Consider the following 21,731-nt stretch of genomic DNA (forward strand, 5'->3'; position numbering starts at 1 on the left):
GCGCTGTGCGGCGCCTGCTGCGCAAACCGACCGGTATCGGCTCCCTCATCGTGCTGGCCGGACTCATTACCCTCGGTCTTCTGGCGCCCGTGCTGTCGCCCCATGATGCGAACTACAGCTCGCTGGACTTCATCAACGCGCCGGTCGGATCCCCCGGCTACCTGCTCGGTGGAGATCAGTACGGCCGGGACATCTGGGCCCGAGTACTCGAATCCATCAACGTCTCGCTCATCTCAGCGCTCATCGGAGCCGGAGTGGGCATCGTGGTCGGAACGGCATTTGGTCTCATCGCCGGCTACATCGGCAAGCGCACCGACTCCATCACGTCCTGGACCTTCAACCTGATCATGACGTTCCCCGCTCTGGTGCTAGTCCTCGTACTCTCGCCTATCACTGGCAGCGACTACCGCATCATGATGGCCATCTTCGGTCTCTTCCTCGCTCCCGGCATCTTCCGACTGGTTCGCAACCAGGTGGTCGCCGTGCGCAACGAACTGTACGTCGACGCCGCTCGGGTGTCGGGCCTCAACAACGGCCGGATCCTCTCGCGACACATTTTCTACGTCGTTCGAGGCCCAATCATCATCTCGGGAGCCTTCCTCGCTGCCGCCGCCATCGGCGTGCAGGCCGGCCTGGCCTTCCTGGGTGTTGGATCTACTCAAACTCCGAGCTTCGGCGCGATGACAGCTGATGCGTTCGTCAACATTTACCGGTATCCGCTGCAGCTGGTATGGGCGGCACTGTTCCTCGCCCTGCTTAATGGCTCGTTCGTGCTTCTCGGCAACGCTTACCGGGACGCGCTTGCTGAACCAGGATCGGCTGGCACCCGACGTCGCCAGCGGAAGAGCGACCCCACGTCGGGGGAGAGCGCGGTAGGGGCCAGCGTGCAGGAGGCGGGTGCGCCAGCGGGCACACTCCTCGCTGTCCGAAACCTCCGCGTCAGCTACCCACAAGCGGACGGATCCGTGAAGCAGGTCGTTCGAGGTGTCTCCCTCGACGTCAACCCGGGAGAGATCGTCGGGGTCGTGGGAGAGTCTGGGTCGGGCAAGACTCAGACGGCATTCTCCATCCTCGGTCTGCTTCCGCCGGACGCCCAAGTTACGGCTGACGTGATGTCTGTCGCTGGAGACTCGCTGCTCGGGAAGGAATCGAACGCCTTGCGGCGAATGCGAGGCAACGTAATTTCTTACATACCGCAAGAGCCGATGTCGAATCTTGATCCTTCCTTCACCATCGGCAGCCAGCTGGTGGGGAACCTCACCAAATCGATGAGCCGGCGCGAAGCCACGGCCACAGTTCTGGCGCTCCTCGAACGCGTAGGAATCGCCGACCCGCTCCGGGTCTATAGGTCCTACCCCCATCAGATCTCCGGGGGCATGGCGCAGCGCGTGCTCATCGCAGGCGCTGTCGCCCCGCGCCCGAAGCTCCTCATCGCTGACGAACCCACCACGGCACTGGACGTCACCGTCCAAGCGGAAATCCTCGACCTTCTGCGCGACCTCCAGGGCGAGCTCGGCATGGGCGTGTTGTTGGTCACCCACAACTTCGGCGTTGTCGCTGACCTCTGTGACCGCGTTCTGGTCATGCGCCAAGGAGAGCTTGTGGAAGAGGGCGACGTTCGCTCCATCTTCCACAATCCCTCTCATCCATACACTCAGCAGCTCATCGGCTCCATCCTCGACGAGGACACTGTTCGCCAGGACGCTCGCTGGATCGCTGAAGGCACGCTCGAGGAGATCCGATGACCGCCCTGCTGGAGATACGCGACCTGCGGCTGCGCTACACAGGCAAGGGCCTGAAGAAGTCTCCTGAAGTGCTCCGCGGCATCTCCCTCCATATCGAACCCGGGGAAACGCTCGGGCTGGTCGGAGAGTCCGGCTCGGGAAAGACCACCATCGGTCGAGCCGTTCTTGGGCTCGCTGAACCGACGGGTGGCAGCATCGAGCTGGACGGGCGCGACATCACCCACCTCAACGGCGCTCGACGCCGTGCTCTCGCTCGTGATATGCAGGTCATCTTCCAAGACCCGTATACATCGCTGAATCCTGCGATGCAGATCTCGGACATCCTGGCCGAGCCGTTGGCCGCGCAGGGCATGAAGTCGATCGAGGCGCAGTCCATCGTGACGGGGCTACTGGACAAGGTCGGTCTTCCGTCCGACGCGAAGGATCGTTACCCGCGCGAGTTCAGCGGCGGTCAACGTCAGCGCATCGCAATCGCCCGTGCTCTCGCCCTGTCACCGAGGCTCATCGTGTGCGACGAGCCTGTTTCCGCCCTGGACCTGACCACTCAAGCGACTGTGTTGGACCTACTCATGAGCATCCAAAACGAGACCGGCGTCTCCTACTTGTTCATCACCCACGATCTGGCGGTCGTCCGGCACATCAGCCACCGAGTCGCCGTCATGTACCGAGGTGAGATCGTCGAGACCGGCCCGGTCGCCGAGGTAACCTCCAACCCAGCTCACCCATATACGCGCAACCTCCTCCTCGCCGCTCCCACCGCCGACCCGGATCGCCAACGCGAGCGCCGAGAGATGCGCCGTCGCATCCTTGCCGCAGCGTCCTCCTAAACGCCCAGCCACAACGAAAGAAGAGCCCAGTGATTCGATTCCCTGACGGATTCCTCTGGGGTGCAGCCAGTGCGCCCCACCAGATCGAAGGAAACAACACCAACAGTGATTGGTGGGCGAGGGAGCAACGCAGCCCCGGAATGGAGCGCAGCGGCGACGCGCTCGACAGCTACCACCGGTACGCCGAGGACATGCAACTGCTGGCTGACGCCGGACTGAACTCGTATCGCTTCGGCATCGAATGGGCAAGGATCGAGCCAACCCCAGGGCACTTCTCCAGGGCGGAGCTTGCTCACTATCGCCGCATGATCGACAAGGCCCTCGAACTTGGCCTCACTCCGGTGGTGACACTCCACCACTTCTCCAGCCCGCTCTGGTTCGACGAGGAGGGGGGCTGGATGAGCGAACGCTTCCTCGAGCGTTTCACGGCCTACGTCACCGAGGTCACCAGCATTCTCGACGGCGTCGAGTGGGTATGCACGATCAACGAACCCAACATGCTCGCGTTCATGGTTCGAATGTTAAAAGACCACCTTGCTCGTCAGAACGAGGGTTGGACGAGCCCGACCGTCGAAGACCCGCGCCGGACTCATCTGCCAGACCCTGACCCCGAAGCCACTCGAAACCTCATCGCGGCGCACCACGCCGCACGCGCCATCCTTCGCGAGCGGACCTCCGCGAAGGTGGGGTGGACGGTGGCGAATGAAGCGCTCGTCCCGACTGCGGGCAACGAGTCGGTGTGGCAGGAGATCGTCGATGCTCGGGAAAACCCGTTCCTCATCGGTGCGCGTGGGGACGATTTCATCGGTGTGCAGTCCTACACGTCCCAGACCGTCGACGCGAACGGCATTGTTCCCCACCCCGAACTGCCCGACAACACTCTGGTCGGGACGGCGTATCGTCCCGATGCCCTCGGGATCGCCGTACGGCACGCCTGGGAGGTCACGCAGGGCGTGTCGATCATGGTGACCGAGAACGGAATAGCCACGGCCGACGACGCACAGCGAATCCGATACACCGACGGAGCCCTTCGCGCGTTGAAGGATGTGATGAATGACGGCATCACCACCGTGGGGTACCTGCATTGGAGCGCACTAGACAACTTCGAATGGGGGCACTGGGCGCCCACTTTCGGGCTCATCGCCGTCGACAGAGAGACGTTCGTGCGTACCGCGAAGCCGAGCTTGGGCTGGCTTGGTCGGATTGCTGCCACGAATGGGCGAGCACTGGACGAAGCGAGTTCCGAATGACGGCCGGGCTGCCGCGGATCAGTGGAACTCGTCTCCTCGTCGATGGTCTGCCGTTCACCGTACTCGCCGCAGAGACGCACAACTCCGCTTCCAGCACTGCCATTGCCATCGAACGGTCGTTCGCAAAGGTTGCGGCACTCGGGGCGAACACAGTCCTGGCCCCGGTGGCGTGGTCGTTGCTCGAGCCGACGGAGGGGACGTTCGACTTCTCCCTCGTGGACATCATGCTCGAAGCCGCTGAACGTTTCGACCTCAAGCTAGTTCCTCTGTGGTTCGGGTCCTGGAAGAACGGGATGTCCAGCTACATTCCCGGCTGGGTGAAGCGAGACGCAGCGCGCTTCCCGCGTGCGGAAGTCCGTGAGCAAGGGAGGATCGAGCACCTCTCGCCGTTCTCCTCTGAAGCGCGAACCGCCGATGCTGCCGCGTTCCGAGCATTCATGGCCCACCTCCGCGAGGTGGACATTGCCCACACTGCGATCATGGTGCAGGTCGAGAACGAAGTGGGCCTGTTGGGCGACTCGAGAGACCGAAGCGAGCTCGCCCAGAATGTCTGGGATGCGGCGGTGCCCGAGCGCTTCTTTCAAACCGTCGCGGCAGCTGGACTTTCGCGTCTCACGCTCGCGGGACCAAAAGTTGATGCCAGCCCAGAAGATGCGTGGGGGGCTGTCCTAGGAACATCGCAGGAGGCTGAGGAAACTTTCATGGCCTACGCCTACGCCCGCTACATCGACGAGATCGCGGCCGCGGGCAAGGCCGAGCATGACATACCAATGTTTGTGAATGTCTGGCTGGACAGCCCGCTCGAGTTGGATATGCCCAATCCGCCGGACCTCGCGTTGGCGGGCGGTATGAACCCTGGTGACTACCCCAGTGGTGGTCCGGTACCGCGAATGCTTGCTCTGTGGTGCGCTGCGGCACCGACACTGGACTTCATCGCGCCGGACTTCTATTTTGGGGACTTCTCCTCGACCATGGATACATACTCACGTGCGTCCGGCGGCCGGCTGTTCATCCCCGAGATGCGTCGAAGCGTCAGAGGAGTCGCGCAGATGTTCGTTGCTGTCGGCGCCTATCGTGCGATTGGCGTGTCGCCCTTCGGCGTGGACTCGTTCGACTCGTCCGAGCCGTCAGCCGAGGCGCTGTCCGACGCGTACGCCATTCTGGCTGTCGTCGCCGACTCCCTGCAGCAGAACGACCAGCGCGCCTCACGCGGCTTCACCTTGACCGAAAGTCAGCAGGAGCAGGAACTGATGATCGGATCGACCCTCGTCGTCGTGAAAGCGTCCGACTCCTTCCGGCAGCTTCCGCCTTTTCCCGCCTACGGCGTGTTGGTGGAGGAGAGTCCGGGCGAGATTCTTGCGGCTGGTCGCGGGTTCACGGTGTCCTTCCCAGACAGTGAGGGGAACAAGACCGGGATCGAGAGTGCATCGGAGATCGCTACTGACGGATCCGGACAGATCGTCACCGAACTGAACGGAGACGAGAGTTCGAGTGGGGCATCGATCCGGCTCCACGCGCTAGGCGCCGTAGCTCCTTCAATCTTTCCGATTGCGATCTCGACGTCGTCCACCGGCGTGGTTCGCATCAAGACCTATACATACTGACGCGCGCAAGCATTCATAGTTGCCACCACCCCTACTGCCCATCGAGCTCCCAGTCGTCGGACTGTTCGCGGATTCTGTTCAATGACGGCTGGGAGTTCCGTCGACGCACCACTGCGTTCCAGGAGCTCGGCGGTTCTGCTGCCTAGGGATGGTCGCCTGACTCTCTTCCTCCGATGCTTCCGCAAAGTACAGGTGATAGCCAAAGATCAGGCGTATGTCATCAACGACGGTACTCGCATGGATTCCCCAGTCATCGAAGCTAAATCCGCCGTCGTCGATAACGTAGCTGAGGTCGAGAAGAACCGGGGCATCCACCGGCACATTCCTATCCCGTCACTCTGCTCCCGGGTGAGCGAGCGACGGTGCAGCGGCGAGTCCACGTCCCTGAGTCGGCCTCCGGAGCACGGACTCCCCAAACCCAGTCCACCCAGGAGACAGAGACCGTCTTTCTCGGAATCCGTTTCATCCGGCGCGCTCCGCGCCACGGCTTGCGCATCAACGATGAGCTGGTCAGGTTTCGAGGCACCGGTGTTCAGTTCGACAGCGGGCCCCTTGATGTGGTGTTCGATGCAGGCAGCGGAGGAACGCAAGACTGCTCGGCTCAAGGCAGTCGGCTTCAACGCCATCCGTAGTCCGCGTAGCCCCAAGAGCACGGCGATGCTTGACGCATGCGAAAAGCTCGGAATGCTCATCATGGAATCTTCGATATGTGCACCTCCGGCAAGAGCGACTTGGACTACGCGATTTCACCGACAGGTGGTGACGCGACGTTGAAGCGATGGGCCGAGCGTTATCGCAAACAACTGGAGCCTGATGAAATGAGCCGAAGACGTTGAGGCTCAGCAGGTTTGGCGTGAGACGAGTGCGAAGTTCACATCGGCCAGCTTCCGGTCGGTCACCGGTTCGCCGATTCCGGACAAGGCTGCGGTGATCAGGTTGTACGCGGCAGCCTTCTGGTCATAGCCAATCGTCGTCAATGGCGGAATCGTTACTGCTGAGAGCGGGGTGTGGTCCATGCCGATGACGCCGAGTTCCTCGGGAACGCTCCATCCACGCGCATTGGCGGCGGAGAGCAGCGCCGTGGCGACGTCATCGTTGTAGCAGGCGATTCCCATCCCCGGCAGATCAAGGCTGTCGACGGCAATCAGGGCGGCTGTGGCACTGATGTCGAGTCGCAAGATGATCGGCTCCGGCAAGCCGTGCTCGGCGCACTGTGCACGAACGCCGGCCTCTCGCCCCTGCCCGAATGGGTCCTGGCGGGCGTCCTGCAGATGGGCGAATCCGAGTCGGCTGTAGCCGCGCTCGATCAGGTGCTGCGCTTGTAGGGCCCCGATGTCAAAGTTGGCGTCCTGCCGTGGGATCGAGGCCACAGGGTCGAATGCCTTGACTCCGCGTTCGCTGAGGAGCTCGCGTTCTGTCGGGGAGAACGGCGTGAGGGAAATGACAGCGCGCGGTTTCATACCCGTGACCACTCGGTCGAGTGAGGCAGTAGTCGGGGTCGAGAGATGGAGCAGGAGGTTGAGGCCGCGACGAGCGAGTTCCTCGGTGGCCGCTTCGAAGATGTCCTGCAGATTTCCACCGAATGTGGTGTTCGGAATGAGTGCGAGCACAATGTCGCTGGAGCCCCTGGCCAGGGTGCGGGCTGCCGCCGAGGGTCGGTACTCGAGTTCGGCTGCCGCTCTCTCAACGCGTTCCCTGGTATCGCTCGCGAAGCGTTGGCCCTTGCCGTTCAGAATCTGGCTCACCGTGGCGCGCGAGACTCCGGCGCGCTTGGCCACATCTTCGCTGGTCGCGATCATGACATCAGCCTAGCCAAAATTTGACGCGCGTTACCAATCATGCTTTGATACCATCAGTAACGCGTGATACCAACGCGACTTACTCACAACGACGTACTGGAGCCAGAGCAATGACCCGCGAGATATTCAACACCGGCTGGCGTTTCCGAACCAAGGTGACGGCGTTCATGGAGCTGGGCGGGTCGTCGGCATCCGAGTTCACCGAAGTGGTGCTTCCGCACGATGCGTTGCTCGAGCAGCCGCGCAGTGCCGACGTCACGCGGGGCGAGACGAACGGCCACTTTCCGAGCGGTGCGTTCGAGTACGTGCGTACGTTCTCGGCGTCTGAGGAACTGCGTGGCAATCGGGTTTTGCTCGAGTTCGATGGCGTCTACCGGGATGCTGCCGTGTTCGTCAACGGCAACCTGGCCGGCCAGCGTGCGTTCGGATACTCCCGCTTCTTCGTGCAGATCGACCCGTACCTGAACTTCGGAGGCGACAACGAGATTCGCGTCGAGTCCCGCACTCATCTCGATAGCCGCTGGTACGCCGGTGCCGGCATCTATCGTGACGTGCATCTCGTCGTGAAGAAGCCCACACACATCGCCACGGACGGCGTTGTCGTGACGACGCCGAACATTGAGTCCGACCGGGCGACCGTCGAAGTTGCCGTTGAGGTCGAGAACTCCGGTGCGCTGACAACGACTCTTCGGCTTGACGCAGCCGTGCTTGGCGCGGGAGGAGCGGTCGTGGCCTCCGCCACCTCGCCCGTCACGCTGATGCCCGGAACACGTGTGACCGTGCGGCACCGACTGTACGTGGCCGATCCGGAACTCTGGAGCGTCGACGCCCCCACCCTGTACAGTCTCGGGCTCACCCTCACCGACGGCGATTCGGTCGTCGACGAGCAGACGGTGGCCTTCGGCATCCGCTCACTGCAGCTCGACCCGCAGCACGGTCTGCGCATCAATGGGGAGAGCGTGAAGCTGCGTGGTGCCTGCATTCACTCCGATAACGGTCCGCTCGGCGCTGTTTCGATGCGTGCGGCAGAGGAGCGGCGCGTGGGCATTCTGAAGGAGGCCGGATTCAACGCCATCCGCAGCGCCCACAACCCGATGTCGACGGCATTGCTCGATGCCTGCGACAGACTCGGCATGCTCGTGATGGACGAGACATTCGACATGTGGACCTCGGGCAAGAGCGACTTCGACTATGCCTTCGACTTCCCTGAGTGGTGGGAGCGGGACGTTGAGGCGATGGTTGCCCGCGATATCAATCACCCGAGCGTGATCTTCTATTCGATCGGCAATGAAATCCCCGAGACTGGTAGCCCCATCGGCACCACCTGGGGGCGCCGACTGGCCGAGAAGGTGCGCTCGCTGGACCCGAACCGCTACGTCACGAACGGTATCAACGGCTTCGTCGCGATGCTCGACACGATTGTGCCGCAGATGAAGGCGCGACGGGATGCCGTGGCGGCCGAGCCGGCAGGCGGCGTGAACACGATGATGGCCGGATTCGGTCAGATGATGAGCCACATTCAGACCTCGCAGCCGGCGACGGAGCGTACGGAGGAGTCCTACGCGGTGCTCGATGTGGCCGGCATGAACTACGCGGACGCCCGCTACGAGCTCGACCGCGAGCTGTTCCCCGACCGCATCATCGTCGGCACCGAGACGTGGCCGACGTCGATCGTCGGCAACTGGGCGCTCGTCGAGGAGAACGGCCACGTCATCGGCGACTTCACGTGGACCGGCTGGGACTACCTCGGTGAGACAGGCATCGGCTCCACGCGCTACGTCGACCAAGCGCTGGGGGGAGCATCATCCTTCTCCGGAGGGTTCCCCGAACTCACCGCGTGGTGTGGCGATATCGACATCATCGGTCACCGCCGCCCCGTCTCGTACTTTCGCGAGATCGTCTTCGGCCTGCGCAGCGAGCCATACATTGCCGTCAACCCGCCGGCCAACTTCGGCCGTGCCATTGCTGTCTCGACGCCGTGGGCGTGGGGCGACGCCATCGAAAGCTGGAGCTGGCAGGGTTTCGAGGGCCAGCCGGTCACGGTGGACGTCTACAGCGACGCCGAGCAAGTCGAGCTGCAGTTGGACGGTGTCTCGCTCGGCCGCGCGGTGGTCGAAGACTTCCGGGTGGCGTTCGACACGGTCTATGCGCCGGGGGAGCTGACGGCCGTGAGTTACGTGGCGGATGTCGAAACGGGGCGGTTCAGCATCCGTTCGGCCGCGGCATGCCTTGCATTGCAGGCCATAGCTACGCGCACGGAGCTGCGTCTGGACGGCACGGACCTCGGCTTCGTCGAACTCTGCCTGAGCGACGGATCCGGCATCGTGCGCAACGACGTCGATCGCCCCATCACGGTCACGCTCGAGGGGCCGGCCACGCTGGCGGCCCTCGGTAGCGGAAACCCCGTCACCACCGAAATCTTCACCGCGGCAGAACACTCCACGTTCAATGGGCGGGCGTTGGCCGTCGTGCGTCCGACCGGTGCCGGCGAGATCACGGTGACTGCGGTCGCCGAGGGATGCCAGCCCGCCGTCACCACCCTCAGCGCCCGCTGAACCTAAACAGCTGCATCACTGACGAAGGAGTCACGACATGACAAACAATGAAACGCCCGCCGCCGAAGTGGCTGGCCTGATCGCCGACGACGCTTTGAGCGGTTCGGACGTGCTGCGTCCGCGCGTGAGCGCGGGATATATCTGGTTGCTCATCTTGGCAACTGTCGGTGGTTTCGCGGCGCTGGTTGCCCCCATCGGTCTTTCACTGTCGCTGCGGGTGCAGGAGTTGGCGCCGGACAATGTCGAGGTCCTGGGTTACGTCATCGGGATCGCAGCCGCGATCACGGCGATCGCTGGGCCCTTGACCGGCATGTGGAGCGACCGGACACGCAGTCGGTTTGGCCGTCGACGTCCATTCGCCTTCTTCGGCGCGATTATCGGAGTGCTGGGCTTGGGCTTCATCGCGGCTGCCCCCAGCATCCCGCTCCTGATGGTGGGCTGGGTCATCACCGCACTGGGCTGGAACACAGCACTGAATGTCCTGATGCTCTCGCAGGCCGACCGGCTGCCAGAAGAGCAGCGCGGTAAGGTCGCCGGACTCAGCGGCGTCGCTCAGATGATCGCATCCGTGATGGGCGTCGGACTCGCCAGCGCCTTCATTGGCAACAACTTCCTCGTGTTCCTGGTGCCCGGCGCCCTCGGCTTGATTCTTTTCCTGCTCTTCGTGCTCTTGGTGAAGGAACCGAGCAGCCTCGACCGAGTTCACGAGCAGAAGCTCGGCCTGCGCAAGGTTCTCGGCAACATGGTGTTCGACCCCCGCAAGCACCCCGACTTTGCATGGAACTGGCTCGGCCGGCTTCTGTTCAACTTCGGTGTCACATTTGCGACCACCTTCACCACGCTATTCTTCGCCTCACGGCTCTCCGAGGGCGGGCGAGTGGCAGACATCGGTGGTCTCATCACGATTCTCGCGCTTCTGGGCGTCGTAGCGACCGCCGGCGGCGCGATGCTCGGAGGCTTTCTCTCTGACAAGCTCAAGCGCCGCCGCATCTTCGTTCTTCTCGCCGGAATCGCCTTCACCGTGGGCGCGATCATCATGGCGACCGGCGGTTCGGTCACCGCGGTGCTGATCACCGGGTCGATCATCACGAGCCTCGGGCTCGGTGTCTTCTCGGCAGTCGACCAGGCGATCGTCTTGGACGTGCTTCCTGATCGCGACGCGGATGCGGGGCGATTCATTGGTATCAACGGCTACGCAACCTCGATTGCGCAGGCAGTCGCCCCCATCATTGCCGTTCCACTTCTTCTGATCGGGGTGGCAGGCAGCGACAAGAACTACGCCCTCGTTCTTCTCGTCGCGGCCGCGTGCACGCTCGTCGGCGGCACGCTCGTGATGATCTTCGTACGAGGCTCCAAGTAAGAAATCAGCATGACTAACCTTCCATACCGTGACGCCTCCCTCTCAATTGATGTCCGTGTCAGCGACCTCCTCTCGAGGCTCTCAGTGCAGGACAAGGCGGGCCAGTTGAGCCAGTACTTCTACTTTGGCGGGCTTGGCGACGTGCCCGCCGATCTCGACATCGCCTCGCTGCCGCCGGAGCAGCAGGCGTTCGTGCGGCAGCCACAGATGGTCGAAGCCGCCATCACGGCCGGGGGAGCGGGTTCGGTGCTGTTCGTGATGAAAGCGGCACAGGCCAACCGGCTCCAAAAACTGGCGGTCGAAGGCACGGACCACGGCATACCGCTGATCTTTGGGTTCGATGTTATTCACGGGCTCCGCACGATTTTTCCTGTACCAATTGCACAGGCAGCGTCCTGGGACCCGGCAGCGATCGAGGCGGCCCAGTCGGTCGCAGCCAGGGAAGCACGGGCGGTGGGAATCCACTGGACTTTCGCGCCCATGGTAGACATTGCTCGCGATCCCCGCTGGGGCCGAATCGTCGAGGGTGCAGGCGAAGACCCGTACTTGGGCTCCGTCGTCGCTGCGGCAAGCGTTCGAGGGTTTCAGGGCGACCTCGGTGCCGACCGGGTGCTCGCAGGTCCGAAGCACTTTGCCGGCTACGGGGCAGCGCGGGGCGGTCGCGACTATGACGAGGCGGAGATATCCGACTCAGAGTTGCGCAACGTGTACTTGCCCCCGTTCCAAGCGGCAATCGACGCGGGGGCAACCAACGTCATGAGTGCGTACATGGACCTCAACGGGGTGCCGGCGAGTGGCAACAGCTGGCTACTGAGCGATGTGCTACGAGACGAGCTGGGTTTCGAGGGCTTCGTGGTGTCAGACGCCAACGCCGTGAAGTCCCTCGAGCCCCAGCATTTCGCGGCCTCGCCGGTGGATGCGGCCGTTCGCGCGGTGTCCGCCGGTCTCGACATGGAGATGTGCATGTTTGATCCGGCGTTCGCAACCCTCCCGGAAGCTGTCCGCGAAGGGCTCGTCGACGAGTCGACCATCGACACGGCCGTGCGTCGCGTGTTGACCGCGAAATTCGAGCTCGGGCTGTTTGAAAACCCCTACGTGGGCGAGGATGCGTCTGCTCGTGTGCTCGACGACCCCGCGCATCGTGAGCTGGCGCGGGCGACCGCAGAGCGCACGGCAGTGCTGTTGAAGAACAATGGCGCGCTACCCCTCAACCCGGCCGGACTCAGCTCGATCGCCGTGATCGGACAGCTGGCGCACAGCAAGCGAGACACCCTCGGCCCCTGGGTCTTCGGCCACAACACGGAGGAGACCGTCAGCATTGTGGATGGCATTCGCGCTCGCGTCGCTGACGGCACTCTGGTCGACTACGCACCTGGAGCCGGGATTCCGTCCCGACTCTTCGCGTCGATGTTCGACCGTCAGGATCCGACAGTCCTGAACACTCCAGCTGACTATGACGACGATGCCGAAATCGACGCTGCTGTGACGCTGGCGGCATCCGCTGACGTGGCTGTGGTGGTCGTTGGCGAGCGGCAGAACCAGATTGGGGAGAACGCGTCGCGCTCCACGCTCGACCTGCCAGGTCGGCAACTCGAGCAGCTGCAGCGTATCGTGGCGACCGGCACACCGGTCGTGGTGCTCGTGATGTCTGGGCGCCCACTCGACCTTCGCTGGCCAGACGAGCACGTCCCGTCGATCCTGCAGGTCTGGTATCCGGGCACCCGCGGCGGTGATGCGGTTGCGGCGCTGCTCTTCGGCGACGTTTCGCCGGCCGGACGCCTGCCATTCACCTGGCCGCGCCACGTCGGTCAGGTGCCGATGATCTACTCACACCTGCGTACGTTCCAACCCGAGCAGCAAGGCGAGCGTTACTGGGACGAAGAGTCGACCCCGCTGTACCCGTTCGGCTATGGGCTCAGCTACGGGTCATTCGAGTACGACAATCCGCGCCTCGCATCTTCCGTAATCACGGTGGGCGAATCGACAACCGTATCCGTGGATGTGACCAACACCTCCGACCGGGAGGCAGATGAGGTCGTTCAGCTCTACATCCACCAGCGATACGGTACGTCGTCACGCCCCGTGCGCGAACTCAAGGGCTTCGAACGGATCACCCTTTCAGCCGGCGAGACCCGCTCGGTTGCCTTCACGCTGGGGCCAGATGAGCTGCGCCATTGGAGTGACGCGACGCGTTCGTGGGTGCAAGACGCGACGACCATCGACCTGTGGGTCGGCGGCACGTCGACCGCGCAGCTGACCCGAGTGCTCACGGTCCAGGAGGCTCTCGATGAAGTCGGGTAACGGCGACACGATCGACCGCGTCGCGGTTGTACGGCGGCACAACGTCGTGGTGACCACCGCGCATCCCGAGCACGTGCTCACCGTTGGCAACGGCGACTTCGCATACACCGCCGATATCACGGGCATGCAGACCTTCACATCGTTCCACGACCAGGCGACGGCCATCGTGCAGGGGCGCGCAGCTGTCAACACCGCAACGATGAGTTCGTGGGGCTGGCACGAGATGCCGAATCCTGAGGGCTACGTTCTCGAGGATTCCATGTCGGACCACGTCACCCGACGCGGCACTGTGCGCTACCCCGACCGGCACGACATGGAAGGGGCCATGCGCGGCCAGCTCAGCGACGAGAATCGCCCGGGAGCGTGGCTGAACGCCAACCCGCAGCGACTCGACCTCGGTCGTATCGGCTTGAGCATCGAGGGCGGCCCGGAGAACCTGGACGATGCTCGAGCGCACCTCGATCTCTGGTCGGGCAGGATCACCAGCACGTTCCGATACGAGGGTGAGCAGGTTGCGGTGCAGACCACGGCGGATCCGGATGATTCGATCGTCGCCTTCCGCATCGAATCCCCCCTACTTGCCGATGGTCGCCTGCGTATCGCCCTGCGCTTTCCGTACGCGCATGCCGGCTTCTTCCAGACCGCGGACTGGAATCGTCCTGAGGCCCACACGTCCTCCCTGACCACGTCGGGAAATGCAGCGACGATCCTGCGCACACTCGATGGTACGAGCTATCGCGTTGACCTCGAGTTCAGCAGCGGCTCTGTGCGCGAAGTCGCGCCACACACTTTCGAGCTCACGAGTTCCACCGAGCAGCTCGATCTCTTGGCGCGCTTCGCTCCGGCAGTTGCCGAACCGTTACCGAAGTTCGATACCGTCGCCGCAGCCTCGGCCGAGTCGTGGAAGCGTTTTTGGCTCTCCGGTGCAGCTGTTGATTTTGGTGGAACGAAGGATGCCCGTGCCAGCGAACTCGAGCGACGGGTCACAATCTCCCAATACCTCACCGCCGTCAACTCGTCCGGCGTGATGCCGCCAGCAGAAACCGGACTCGCGACCAACTCCTGGTCAGGCAAATCCCACCTCGAAATGCACTTTTGGCACGCCGCCCACTTCGCGACGTGGGGCCGGCCCGAGCTGCTGGAGCGGAGCCTGGGTTGGTACCTGTCGATCCTCGACAAGGCCCGTGGTATCGCGGTCGGCCAGGGTTATCCGGGCGCACGCTGGCCAAAGCAGGTGGGGCCCGACGGGCGAGAGAGTCCGGACCCGATCGGCTCTTTTCTGGTCTGGCAGCAGCCGCACGTGCTCTATATGCTCGAACTCGTCTGGCGTGCATCCTCACCCCACAAGCAGAGCGCGCTTGCGCTCGAGTTCGCCGAACTTGTCGACGCAACCGCCACGTTCATGGCTGCATTCGCTGAGGAGCGCGACGGTGCCTTCCACCTGCTCTCGCCGATCATGCCAGCGCAGGAGTTCTATGACGTGACAACCACCGAAGACCCGACGTACGAGTTGGCCTCGTGGTGGTGGGGCCTCGAGATCGCCCAGCGCTGGCGCGAGCGCTCTGGGCTCGAGCGCGAGCTGACGTGGACAACGGTGCAGGAGGGCCTCGCGAAGCCGCACATCATCGACGGCCATTACACCGCGATCGCCACAGAGCCGTTCCTCCGACGCGACGATCACCCGTCGCTGCTGATGGCCCTAGGCGTTCTGCCGCCGACCCCGGTCATCGACCCCGCAATTATGACGGCGACCTTGCTCGACGTGCTCGAGACCTGGGAATGGCCGTCGGCCTGGGGCTGGGACTTTCCCGTGATCGCGATGACGGCATCCCGCCTCGCGCGGCCCGACATCGCCATCGATGCCCTGCTGCGTGACGAGGTGAAGAACCAGTTCACGCTCGTGGGCCACAACAGCCAGATGGGATCCATTCTGCCGATCTACCTGCCCGGCAACGGATCGCTGCTCGCTGCGATCTCGATGCTCGCAACCAACGGCTTCCCCGAATCGTGGGATGTCGCTACTGAAGGGTTCGTGCCATGGCCGTAAATTCATTTCCTGCTGGGTTCCTCTGGGGTGCGTCCTGTGCTCCACACCAGAACGAGGGCAACAACGTCAACAGCGATATGTGGGCACTCGAGCAAGTGCCCGGCTCCTCCTTCACCGACCGCAGCGGCGACGCTGTCGATTTCTACCACCGCTGGAAGGAAGATATCGACCTGCTCAAGTCCCTCGGTCTCAATTCGTTCCGCTTCGGCATCGAGTGGGCAAGGGTCGAACCCACCCGCGGCAATTTCTCCGTCGCGGAGCTTGCCCACTACCGGCGCATCATCGACTACTGCCTGGCCCAGGGCGTCGAGCCCGTCGTCACCCTGCACCACTTCTCGAGCCCGTTGTGGTTTGTGAAGGAGGGCGGCTGGAGCTCGGCAGACGCCGTCGACCGCTTCGGCGACTATGTGGATGCCGTCTGCCCCATCCTGCACGGAGTGACCTGGGTTGCGACCATCAACGAGCCGAACATGTTCGCCGTGATGTACCAGATGTCTACGCCCTTGCAGTATCCGGATCCGGCAGCGGTGCTGCAGCGGATGCGCGAAGCGATGTCACCGGTGAACGGTGAGGCCGGAATCAATTCATTCTCGATGCCGGAGCCCAAGGAGGAGGCCACCCAGACTTTGGTGCGTGCTCATGCCCGAGCGCGCGACATCCTGCAGGCGAAGACGGACGTGAAGGTGGGCTGGACCATCGCCGTTCAGAGTTTGGTCGCCCGTGACGGCCACGAAGACAAGTTGGCGTACTACGAGCGCGTCTGGGAAGACACATTCCTTGAGGCCTCTCGAGCTGACGACTGGGTTGGGGTGCAGGCCTACACGAGCCAGCTCGTTGGACCCAACGGGCTCGAGGGCGCGCCGGAGGGCGCAGAGCTGACTCTGGCCGGCTGGGCCTACCGGCCAGATGCGCTGGAGATCGCGCTGCGTCGCACCGCGCTGGTCACCGGCGGCGTGCCGATGATCGTTACCGAGAACGGCATCGCCACGGCGGACGACACCCGCCGGATCGACTACACGACCGTCGCACTCGAGGGAGTTGCCCACACGCTCGGCGATGGCCTCGATGTTCGTGGGTACCTGCACTGGACCTTCATTGACAACTTCGAGTGGGTGCACGGCTACGAGGTCACCTTCGGCCTCGTCGCCGTCGACCGCACTACATTCGAGCGCACCCCGAAGGGCAGCGCTTACAGGCTGGGCGACATCGCACGGAACAACGGAGCAGGCATCCTGTGAACGATTCGTTCAAGCCTGGCCGACCTTGGCTCAACACTGACAGTACCCGCATCCAGGCGCATGGCGCCTCAATATTTGTCGAGAACGGCACCTACTTCTGGTACGACGAGAACAATGAGCAGACGACGCCCGGCAGCGACAACTGGCACTGGGGTGCGCGCGCCTACTCTTCGAGCGACCTCTACACCTGGGAGGATCTCGGCCTGATCATTCCGCCGGTGCCCGACGACCCGTCGTCACCACTGCATCCGGCACAGAAGATGGACAGCCCGCACATCATCCTCAACGAGGCGACCAACAAGTACATCGCCTGGCTCAAGGTAATGGGGGAGGGCTCACACGACACCCAGGCGTCAACCGTGCTCACCGCCGATTCGCTGCTCGGACCCTACGAGATCCGGCGAGAACACGGCGATCGCCGACTACGTATGGCTTCCTATTCGCTTCGATGGCGGCCTGCCGCGCATCGACCGGCTCGACGAATGGCGCATTGAGGATTCCGCGTGAACAAACACCGAACACAGGAGAAGAGCATGACTACCACCCCCGTCGTACTGTCCACGGAAAGTAGCATTGGAGCGTGGCTCGACCACCCCGCGGGCTCGCAGATCATCGCGGGCATTGCCGCCCAGGCGGGAATGGATGACAGCGCGATCCGGATCATGCGCAATATCCCACTCATCCGCCTGCTGTCGGCCTCCGGCAACGCGCCTGAGGGGCTCGCCCGGACACTCGAGATGCAGGTCAACGGCGGCGTGGCTCCGGACCCCGCGGCGGTCACCGGCATTGGGTGGCGGGAGCGCATCGCACCGAGCCGCTTCGACGGGCAGACCGTGATCGTGACCGGTGCCGCGTCCGGGATCGGTCGCGCCGTGGCATCCCGCATCGCGCGCGAGGGCGGCCGGGTCATCGCTGTCGACCTGTCGCAGGAGCGCCTCGATGGCTTCGCGGCATCCCTGCCCGAGGCGAACATCGTTCCGGTGGCAGGAGACGTCACCCAGCAATCCGACGTCGACACCGTCATCGCAGCATCCGGCGGCCACGTGGACGCCCTGGCCAACGTCGCCGGCATCGTCGACGACTTCTCACCCATCCACGAGGTTAGCGACGCCATGCTAGAGCGCGTCTTCAACGTGAACGTGTTCGGCGTCATCCGACTTACACGTGCCGTCATGCCGCTGATGATCGCGGCCAGGCGTGGCTCGATCGTCAACATCGCCTCAGAGGCCGCCTTGCGTGGCTCCTCCGCCGGGCTGGCCTACACCGCCTCCAAGAGCGCCGTGCTCGGAATCACCCGCAGCTCGGCCTATATGTACGAGCAGTTCGGCATTCGCGTGAACTCCGTCGCTCCCGGCGGAACTCTGACCGGCATGCGGCCGGGCAACACCAGCGAGTTCGGCCGCGCGCGCATCAACGAGCACGTGGCGGATGCGCCGATGGCGGTTCCCGAGGCGCTTGCCGCATCGATCACCTTCCTGCTCAGCGACGACGGCGTCAACATCAGCGGCGCGCTGCTCGCCTCAGATGGCGGAGAGTCCGCCTTCTAGGCGTTCCCACACTCGCGATTATCGGGCGTCCACGGGTGCGACCGGGATACTCGCGGGCCCCTTCCACGTTGGCGCGGGGGAGCGCCAACGACCGAAGCCACCTGCGCTGCCAGATACGGTATCCGACAAGAGCTCTGGGCTTCGATCGTTCCTCACTCCGCTGACGTGGGAGGGGAGCTCACGCGGTGTCGCCATGCACAAGCGTGAAGTGTCGCGCGGGTGGGGCATCCGATGCTTGCTCATTGCCGAGCCGCACGCTCAAATCGTGAGCGAGCCCCCGCACCATGCCACGAAAGTCGGTGTCCACCGTTGTGAGTCGCGGCGACCAGAGCTGGCCGAGTGCGGTGTGGTCGACGCCCACGATGGCTAGCCGGTCTGGCACGCTCGCGCCGAGCTCACGGGCGGCGGACAAGATAGCAACGGCGACGTCGTCGTTGTAGCAAGCGATGCCAGCCGGAATCATCTCGTCGACAATCGGCCGCAGCGCGGCTATCGCACCTTCAAGCTTCAGCGGCACTTCGAGGTGCCGGGGCTCCGGCAGGCCGACGCCCTCGCAATAGTCACGGAGGGCCAGGTAGCGGCGGGGGCCGTATGGGTCAAGGCGTGCATCGGCGAGGGCCGCGAACCAGAGCGGGCGCCGCCCATTCTCGAGCAAAGCCTCGGCTTGGATGCGCCCGATGCCACCGTCGGATTCCACGTTTGAGGTAGCAGTGAGGCTCGGCACGATGATCGTGCCGAACTCTTCGATGGGGGCGCGTTCGGCGCGAGAGAGCACCCCGAAGTCGACGACCGCGAGTGGGCGCAGTGCCGTAATTGCATGGATCGTGGCATCCGGCGTGCTGCCGGCGAAGCGCACGATGACATTGCCGCCAAATTTGCTGGTGCCGGCCATCATCTGGTCGACGGCGTCTTGCAGATTGCTACCGAAAGTCGTATTCGGGATCAGTACCACGACGGTGTCGCTGCGGCCGCTAACGAGCGAGCGAGCAGCGAGCGAGGGTCGATACTGCAGTTCACGAGCTGCGTCCAGTACTCGTTGCCGAGTGCGCTCAGGGAATCGTGCGTCGTTGCCGTTCAGGATATTGCTGACGGTCGATCGAGACACTCCAGCATGACGCGCAACGTCGACACTCGTGGCCGGTCGGCTCAGCCCCTCGCTTGTATCCATTCGTTCATCCTCGCATAACGCCGACGACGGTGACGGTGACGGTGACGGCGTAACGGGCTACGGCATCCGCTCGGCATCTTCTGAATCGTCGAGCGGAAAGTCGCGCACGATTCCAGCCAGAAAGCCTCGCAGCGTGCGCTCAATGTCGACGGATTCGCGGTTGTAGAGCCACTGCAGCTGCAGCCCTTCTAATAGCCCGGTGAAAGTGACGGCTAGCTCGGCGGAGTCGAGCGGGGAGACCAGCCGGCCGTCGTCCCGCAAGGCATCGAATGCCTGCCGAATGTAGAGCCGGAACGCCTCGTAGCGATTGCGATAGTGCACGTGGGCCGGGTGATCCGGCGCGACGGCCTCCGCCGAGAGGATCGTGTAGAGCTCGATGATGCCGGGGCGCAGGCTGTTGCTGGTGGAAACGCGCACCATGCCGAGAAGGGAGTCGAGTCCGCTGGTGTGGGGCACAAGGAGAGCAACTTCCTTGTCGTGGCCGGCGAGAACGGCGGTGAGCAGCTCTTCCTTCGAACTGAAATGGTGCACGAGCCCGCGGGCGCTGATGCCGGCGCGTTCTGCGACATCCTTCATCGTTGTTGCACGGTAGCCGAACTCAGCGAAGGCCTCCATGGCTGCGTCGAGGATCTTCTGCCGCACTCCTGCGGTCTTGGCGTATGGTCCGCGGCTCCCGCCGGTCGTGGCTCTCACTGTGATCTCTCCAACTTCCTCTCCCGAGAAAATACCATTGAAACGCGAATTTCGTGCTACCGTTTGAAAATCGCGCTGGAGCGGTAATTTCACAATGCGACGAGAGAGGCAGTCATGACTGAGGTGCTCCCCGAGCGGCAGGCCCAAGTCAGTGGAACAAAACTCGGCGCCTGGACAATCGTGCTGCTCGTGGCGGCAAGCTTCGGCTCCGCACTCGCATTCATGGTTCCCATGGTCTTCACGCTGGCGCTCCGAGTCGATCAGATCGACCCGGGCAATCAGGCATTCCTCGGCGTCATCATCGGCAGCGGCTCGGTTGTCACCCTCCTGGCCGCACCGCTCACGGGGATCCTCAGCGATCGCACGCGGTCGAGCTGGGGGCGCAGGCGACCTTTCACCGTTGTCGGCATGATCGTCGGTCTGGCGTCGGTGCCGTTGATGGCCTTCGCACCAGATCTCCTCACCCTGACGCTGAGTTGGGCTATCGCGAGCGTCGGTTGGGGAACAGCGATGGGCTCGATCGGCAATTATCAAGCCGACCGCCTGCCGCCCAGTCAACGAGGCATGGTCGCCGGGCTGACCGGAGTGATGGCGCAGGTGGCCCCGATCGTCGGAATTCTGCTCGTCGGTCTTGTGCCACGCGATCCGCTCATGGTGATCTTGCTGCCCGTGCTGGTGGGAACGCCGCTCGTGGTTCTCTTTGTGTGCTTTGTTCACGACGAGGACAGTCGGGGTCTGGTCTTCGATGAACGGCTCACAGCGTGGGGCGTTGTGAAGAGCTTTGGCTTCAGCCCGCGGGAGTTTCCGGCGTTCGCGTGGAACTGGCTAGGGCGCTTCGTCTTCTTTGGGGGAATCTCATTGACCACCACCTACAGCACCTTTTTCTACGCCCATCGCATGGGCATTCCGGTGCAGGACATTGCGCCGATCATCGCCGTCGTCTCAGTGCTCGGCATCGGCTCCTCGACGCTGGGAGCGTTGGTCGGTGGTTCCTGGTCGGATCGGTTGGGGCGTCGGCGACCGTTCATTCTGGGCTCATCGGTGGTCTTCGCTGTTGGCGCCGCCGTGATGGCCGTTACTGAGGCGCTTCCTGTTCTGTTGTGCGGAGCCGCGCTGTCGTCGCTCGGTGTGGCGATGTTCCTCGCCGTGAACCAGGCGATGGTTTTGGATGTGCTGCCGCATCGCGAGACGCAGGCCGGCCGGTTCATGGCCATCACTGCCTTCTCGCAGAAGATCCCCAGTGCCATCGCGCCGATGCTCGCACCATTCATTTTGGCGATCGACTCCGCGAGCGCCACCAACTACGCCGCGCTCTACCTGATCACGGGGTCGCTCGTTGTCGTGGGTGGCATCATCGTCGTGACCAAGGTGCGCTCGGTGCGTTGACCGCGAGCGCCCGACACTCGGCATGATCCCGCGGAGCAAGTGCGCGCGCCGTTTTGGTCAGTTGTACGGGGTCCGCGGTCGGCCGGGGGCAACCCATTGAGTAACAGGGCGCGTGGGACCCCGCCACCTTTGCGGTCGGGAAAACGATCAAATGCGGCCCCGGACTCAAAAGCCGTCGGCAGTTTCGCGATCTAGCCGGGGCGCAGAAGGC

16 protein-coding genes are annotated in these 21,731 nt (G+C 63.6%); 12 read left to right on the forward strand and 4 right to left on the reverse strand.

What is annotated here, in order from left to right; genetic code table 11:
- Positions 1–5: 5 nt before the first annotated feature.
- From ASC66_RS11365 to ASC66_RS11380, 4 genes are read left to right on the forward strand one after another with little or no spacing between them, the layout of a single operon-like run.
- Entirely contained in the window at positions 6–1,745 is a 1,740-nt protein-coding gene (locus ASC66_RS11365; protein WP_055840353.1) for a dipeptide/oligopeptide/nickel ABC transporter permease/ATP-binding protein, read from the forward strand.
- Positions 1,742–2,572 carry an ATP-binding cassette domain-containing protein gene (locus ASC66_RS11370; RefSeq protein ID WP_055839351.1) on the forward strand — a complete coding sequence of 277 codons (831 nt, stop codon included), beginning with the start codon at positions 1,742–1,744 and terminating at the stop codon, positions 2,570–2,572. Before ASC66_RS11365 ends, ASC66_RS11370 begins: the two co-directional genes overlap by 4 nt.
- 29 nt (positions 2,573–2,601) lie before the next feature.
- Positions 2,602–3,822: a family 1 glycosylhydrolase gene (locus ASC66_RS11375; RefSeq protein ID WP_055839354.1), complete on the forward strand. Its 1,221-nt coding sequence runs from the start codon at positions 2,602–2,604 to the stop codon at positions 3,820–3,822.
- On the forward strand, positions 3,819–5,426 hold the full coding sequence (locus ASC66_RS11380; RefSeq protein WP_055839359.1) for a DUF5597 domain-containing protein: 1,608 nt from the start codon (positions 3,819–3,821) through the stop codon (positions 5,424–5,426). The genes ASC66_RS11375 and ASC66_RS11380 overlap by 4 nt, the downstream gene beginning before the upstream one ends.
- A gap of 78 nt (positions 5,427–5,504) precedes the next feature.
- On the opposite strand, the gene ASC66_RS18165 is transcribed toward ASC66_RS11380, so the two are convergent.
- Together ASC66_RS18165 and ASC66_RS11390 are read right to left on the reverse strand one after the other, a co-directional pair.
- Entirely contained in the window at positions 5,505–5,741 is a 237-nt protein-coding gene (locus tag ASC66_RS18165; protein ID WP_157509767.1) for a hypothetical protein, read from the reverse strand.
- A 524-nt stretch (positions 5,742–6,265) separates the two neighbouring features.
- A complete protein-coding gene (locus ASC66_RS11390; RefSeq protein WP_055839365.1) occupies positions 6,266–7,225 on the reverse strand; it encodes a LacI family DNA-binding transcriptional regulator in 960 nt (319 codons plus the stop codon).
- A 110-nt stretch (positions 7,226–7,335) separates the two neighbouring features.
- On the opposite strand from ASC66_RS11390, the gene ASC66_RS11395 reads away from it, so the two are divergent.
- Genes ASC66_RS11395 through ASC66_RS11425 form a run of 7 tightly spaced genes read left to right on the forward strand, consistent with a single transcriptional unit; the run spans position 7,336 to position 18,273 of the window.
- A complete protein-coding gene (locus tag ASC66_RS11395; protein WP_055839367.1) occupies positions 7,336–9,780 on the forward strand; it encodes a glycoside hydrolase family 2 TIM barrel-domain containing protein in 2,445 nt (814 codons plus the stop codon).
- 37 nt (positions 9,781–9,817) lie between these two features.
- Positions 9,818–11,140, forward strand: a complete 1,323-nt coding sequence (locus tag ASC66_RS11400; protein WP_082492271.1) for an MFS transporter — start codon at positions 9,818–9,820, stop codon at positions 11,138–11,140.
- 9 nt (positions 11,141–11,149) lie between these two features.
- Positions 11,150–13,441 (forward strand): glycoside hydrolase family 3 N-terminal domain-containing protein, encoded by a 2,292-nt coding sequence (locus ASC66_RS11405; protein WP_055839370.1) that lies wholly within the window; start codon positions 11,150–11,152, stop codon positions 13,439–13,441.
- A complete protein-coding gene (locus tag ASC66_RS11410) occupies positions 13,428–15,488 on the forward strand; it encodes a hypothetical protein (RefSeq protein WP_055839372.1) in 2,061 nt (686 codons plus the stop codon). The genes ASC66_RS11405 and ASC66_RS11410 overlap by 14 nt, the downstream gene beginning before the upstream one ends.
- A complete protein-coding gene (locus tag ASC66_RS11415) occupies positions 15,479–16,726 on the forward strand; it encodes a glycoside hydrolase family 1 protein (RefSeq protein WP_055839377.1) in 1,248 nt (415 codons plus the stop codon). Before ASC66_RS11410 ends, ASC66_RS11415 begins: the two co-directional genes overlap by 10 nt.
- Entirely contained in the window at positions 16,723–17,220 is a 498-nt protein-coding gene (locus ASC66_RS11420; protein WP_055839380.1) for a glycoside hydrolase family protein, read from the forward strand. The genes ASC66_RS11415 and ASC66_RS11420 overlap by 4 nt, the downstream gene beginning before the upstream one ends.
- A gap of 39 nt (positions 17,221–17,259) precedes the next feature.
- A complete protein-coding gene (locus ASC66_RS11425; RefSeq protein WP_055840360.1) occupies positions 17,260–18,273 on the forward strand; it encodes an SDR family NAD(P)-dependent oxidoreductase in 1,014 nt (337 codons plus the stop codon).
- 178 nt (positions 18,274–18,451) lie between these two features.
- Here the strand turns inward: ASC66_RS11425 and ASC66_RS11430 are convergent, their stop codons facing one another.
- Positions 18,452–19,441 carry a LacI family DNA-binding transcriptional regulator gene (locus tag ASC66_RS11430; RefSeq protein ID WP_082492272.1) on the reverse strand — a complete coding sequence of 330 codons (990 nt, stop codon included), beginning with the start codon at positions 19,439–19,441 and terminating at the stop codon, positions 18,452–18,454.
- A gap of 57 nt (positions 19,442–19,498) precedes the next feature.
- Complete coding sequence (locus tag ASC66_RS11435; RefSeq protein ID WP_157509768.1) at positions 19,499–20,134, reverse strand: TetR/AcrR family transcriptional regulator; 636 nt, start codon at positions 20,132–20,134, stop codon at positions 19,499–19,501.
- Positions 20,135–20,257: 123 nt separating this feature from the next.
- On the opposite strand from ASC66_RS11435, the gene ASC66_RS11440 reads away from it, so the two are divergent.
- Positions 20,258–21,520 carry an MFS transporter gene (locus ASC66_RS11440; RefSeq protein WP_162243505.1) on the forward strand — a complete coding sequence of 421 codons (1,263 nt, stop codon included), beginning with the start codon at positions 20,258–20,260 and terminating at the stop codon, positions 21,518–21,520.
- Positions 21,521–21,731 lie beyond the last annotated feature (211 nt).

Origin of the sequence: Leifsonia sp. Root4 (assembly GCF_001425085.1) — a bacterium.
Lineage (GTDB): Bacteria > Actinomycetota > Actinomycetes > Actinomycetales > Microbacteriaceae > Microterricola.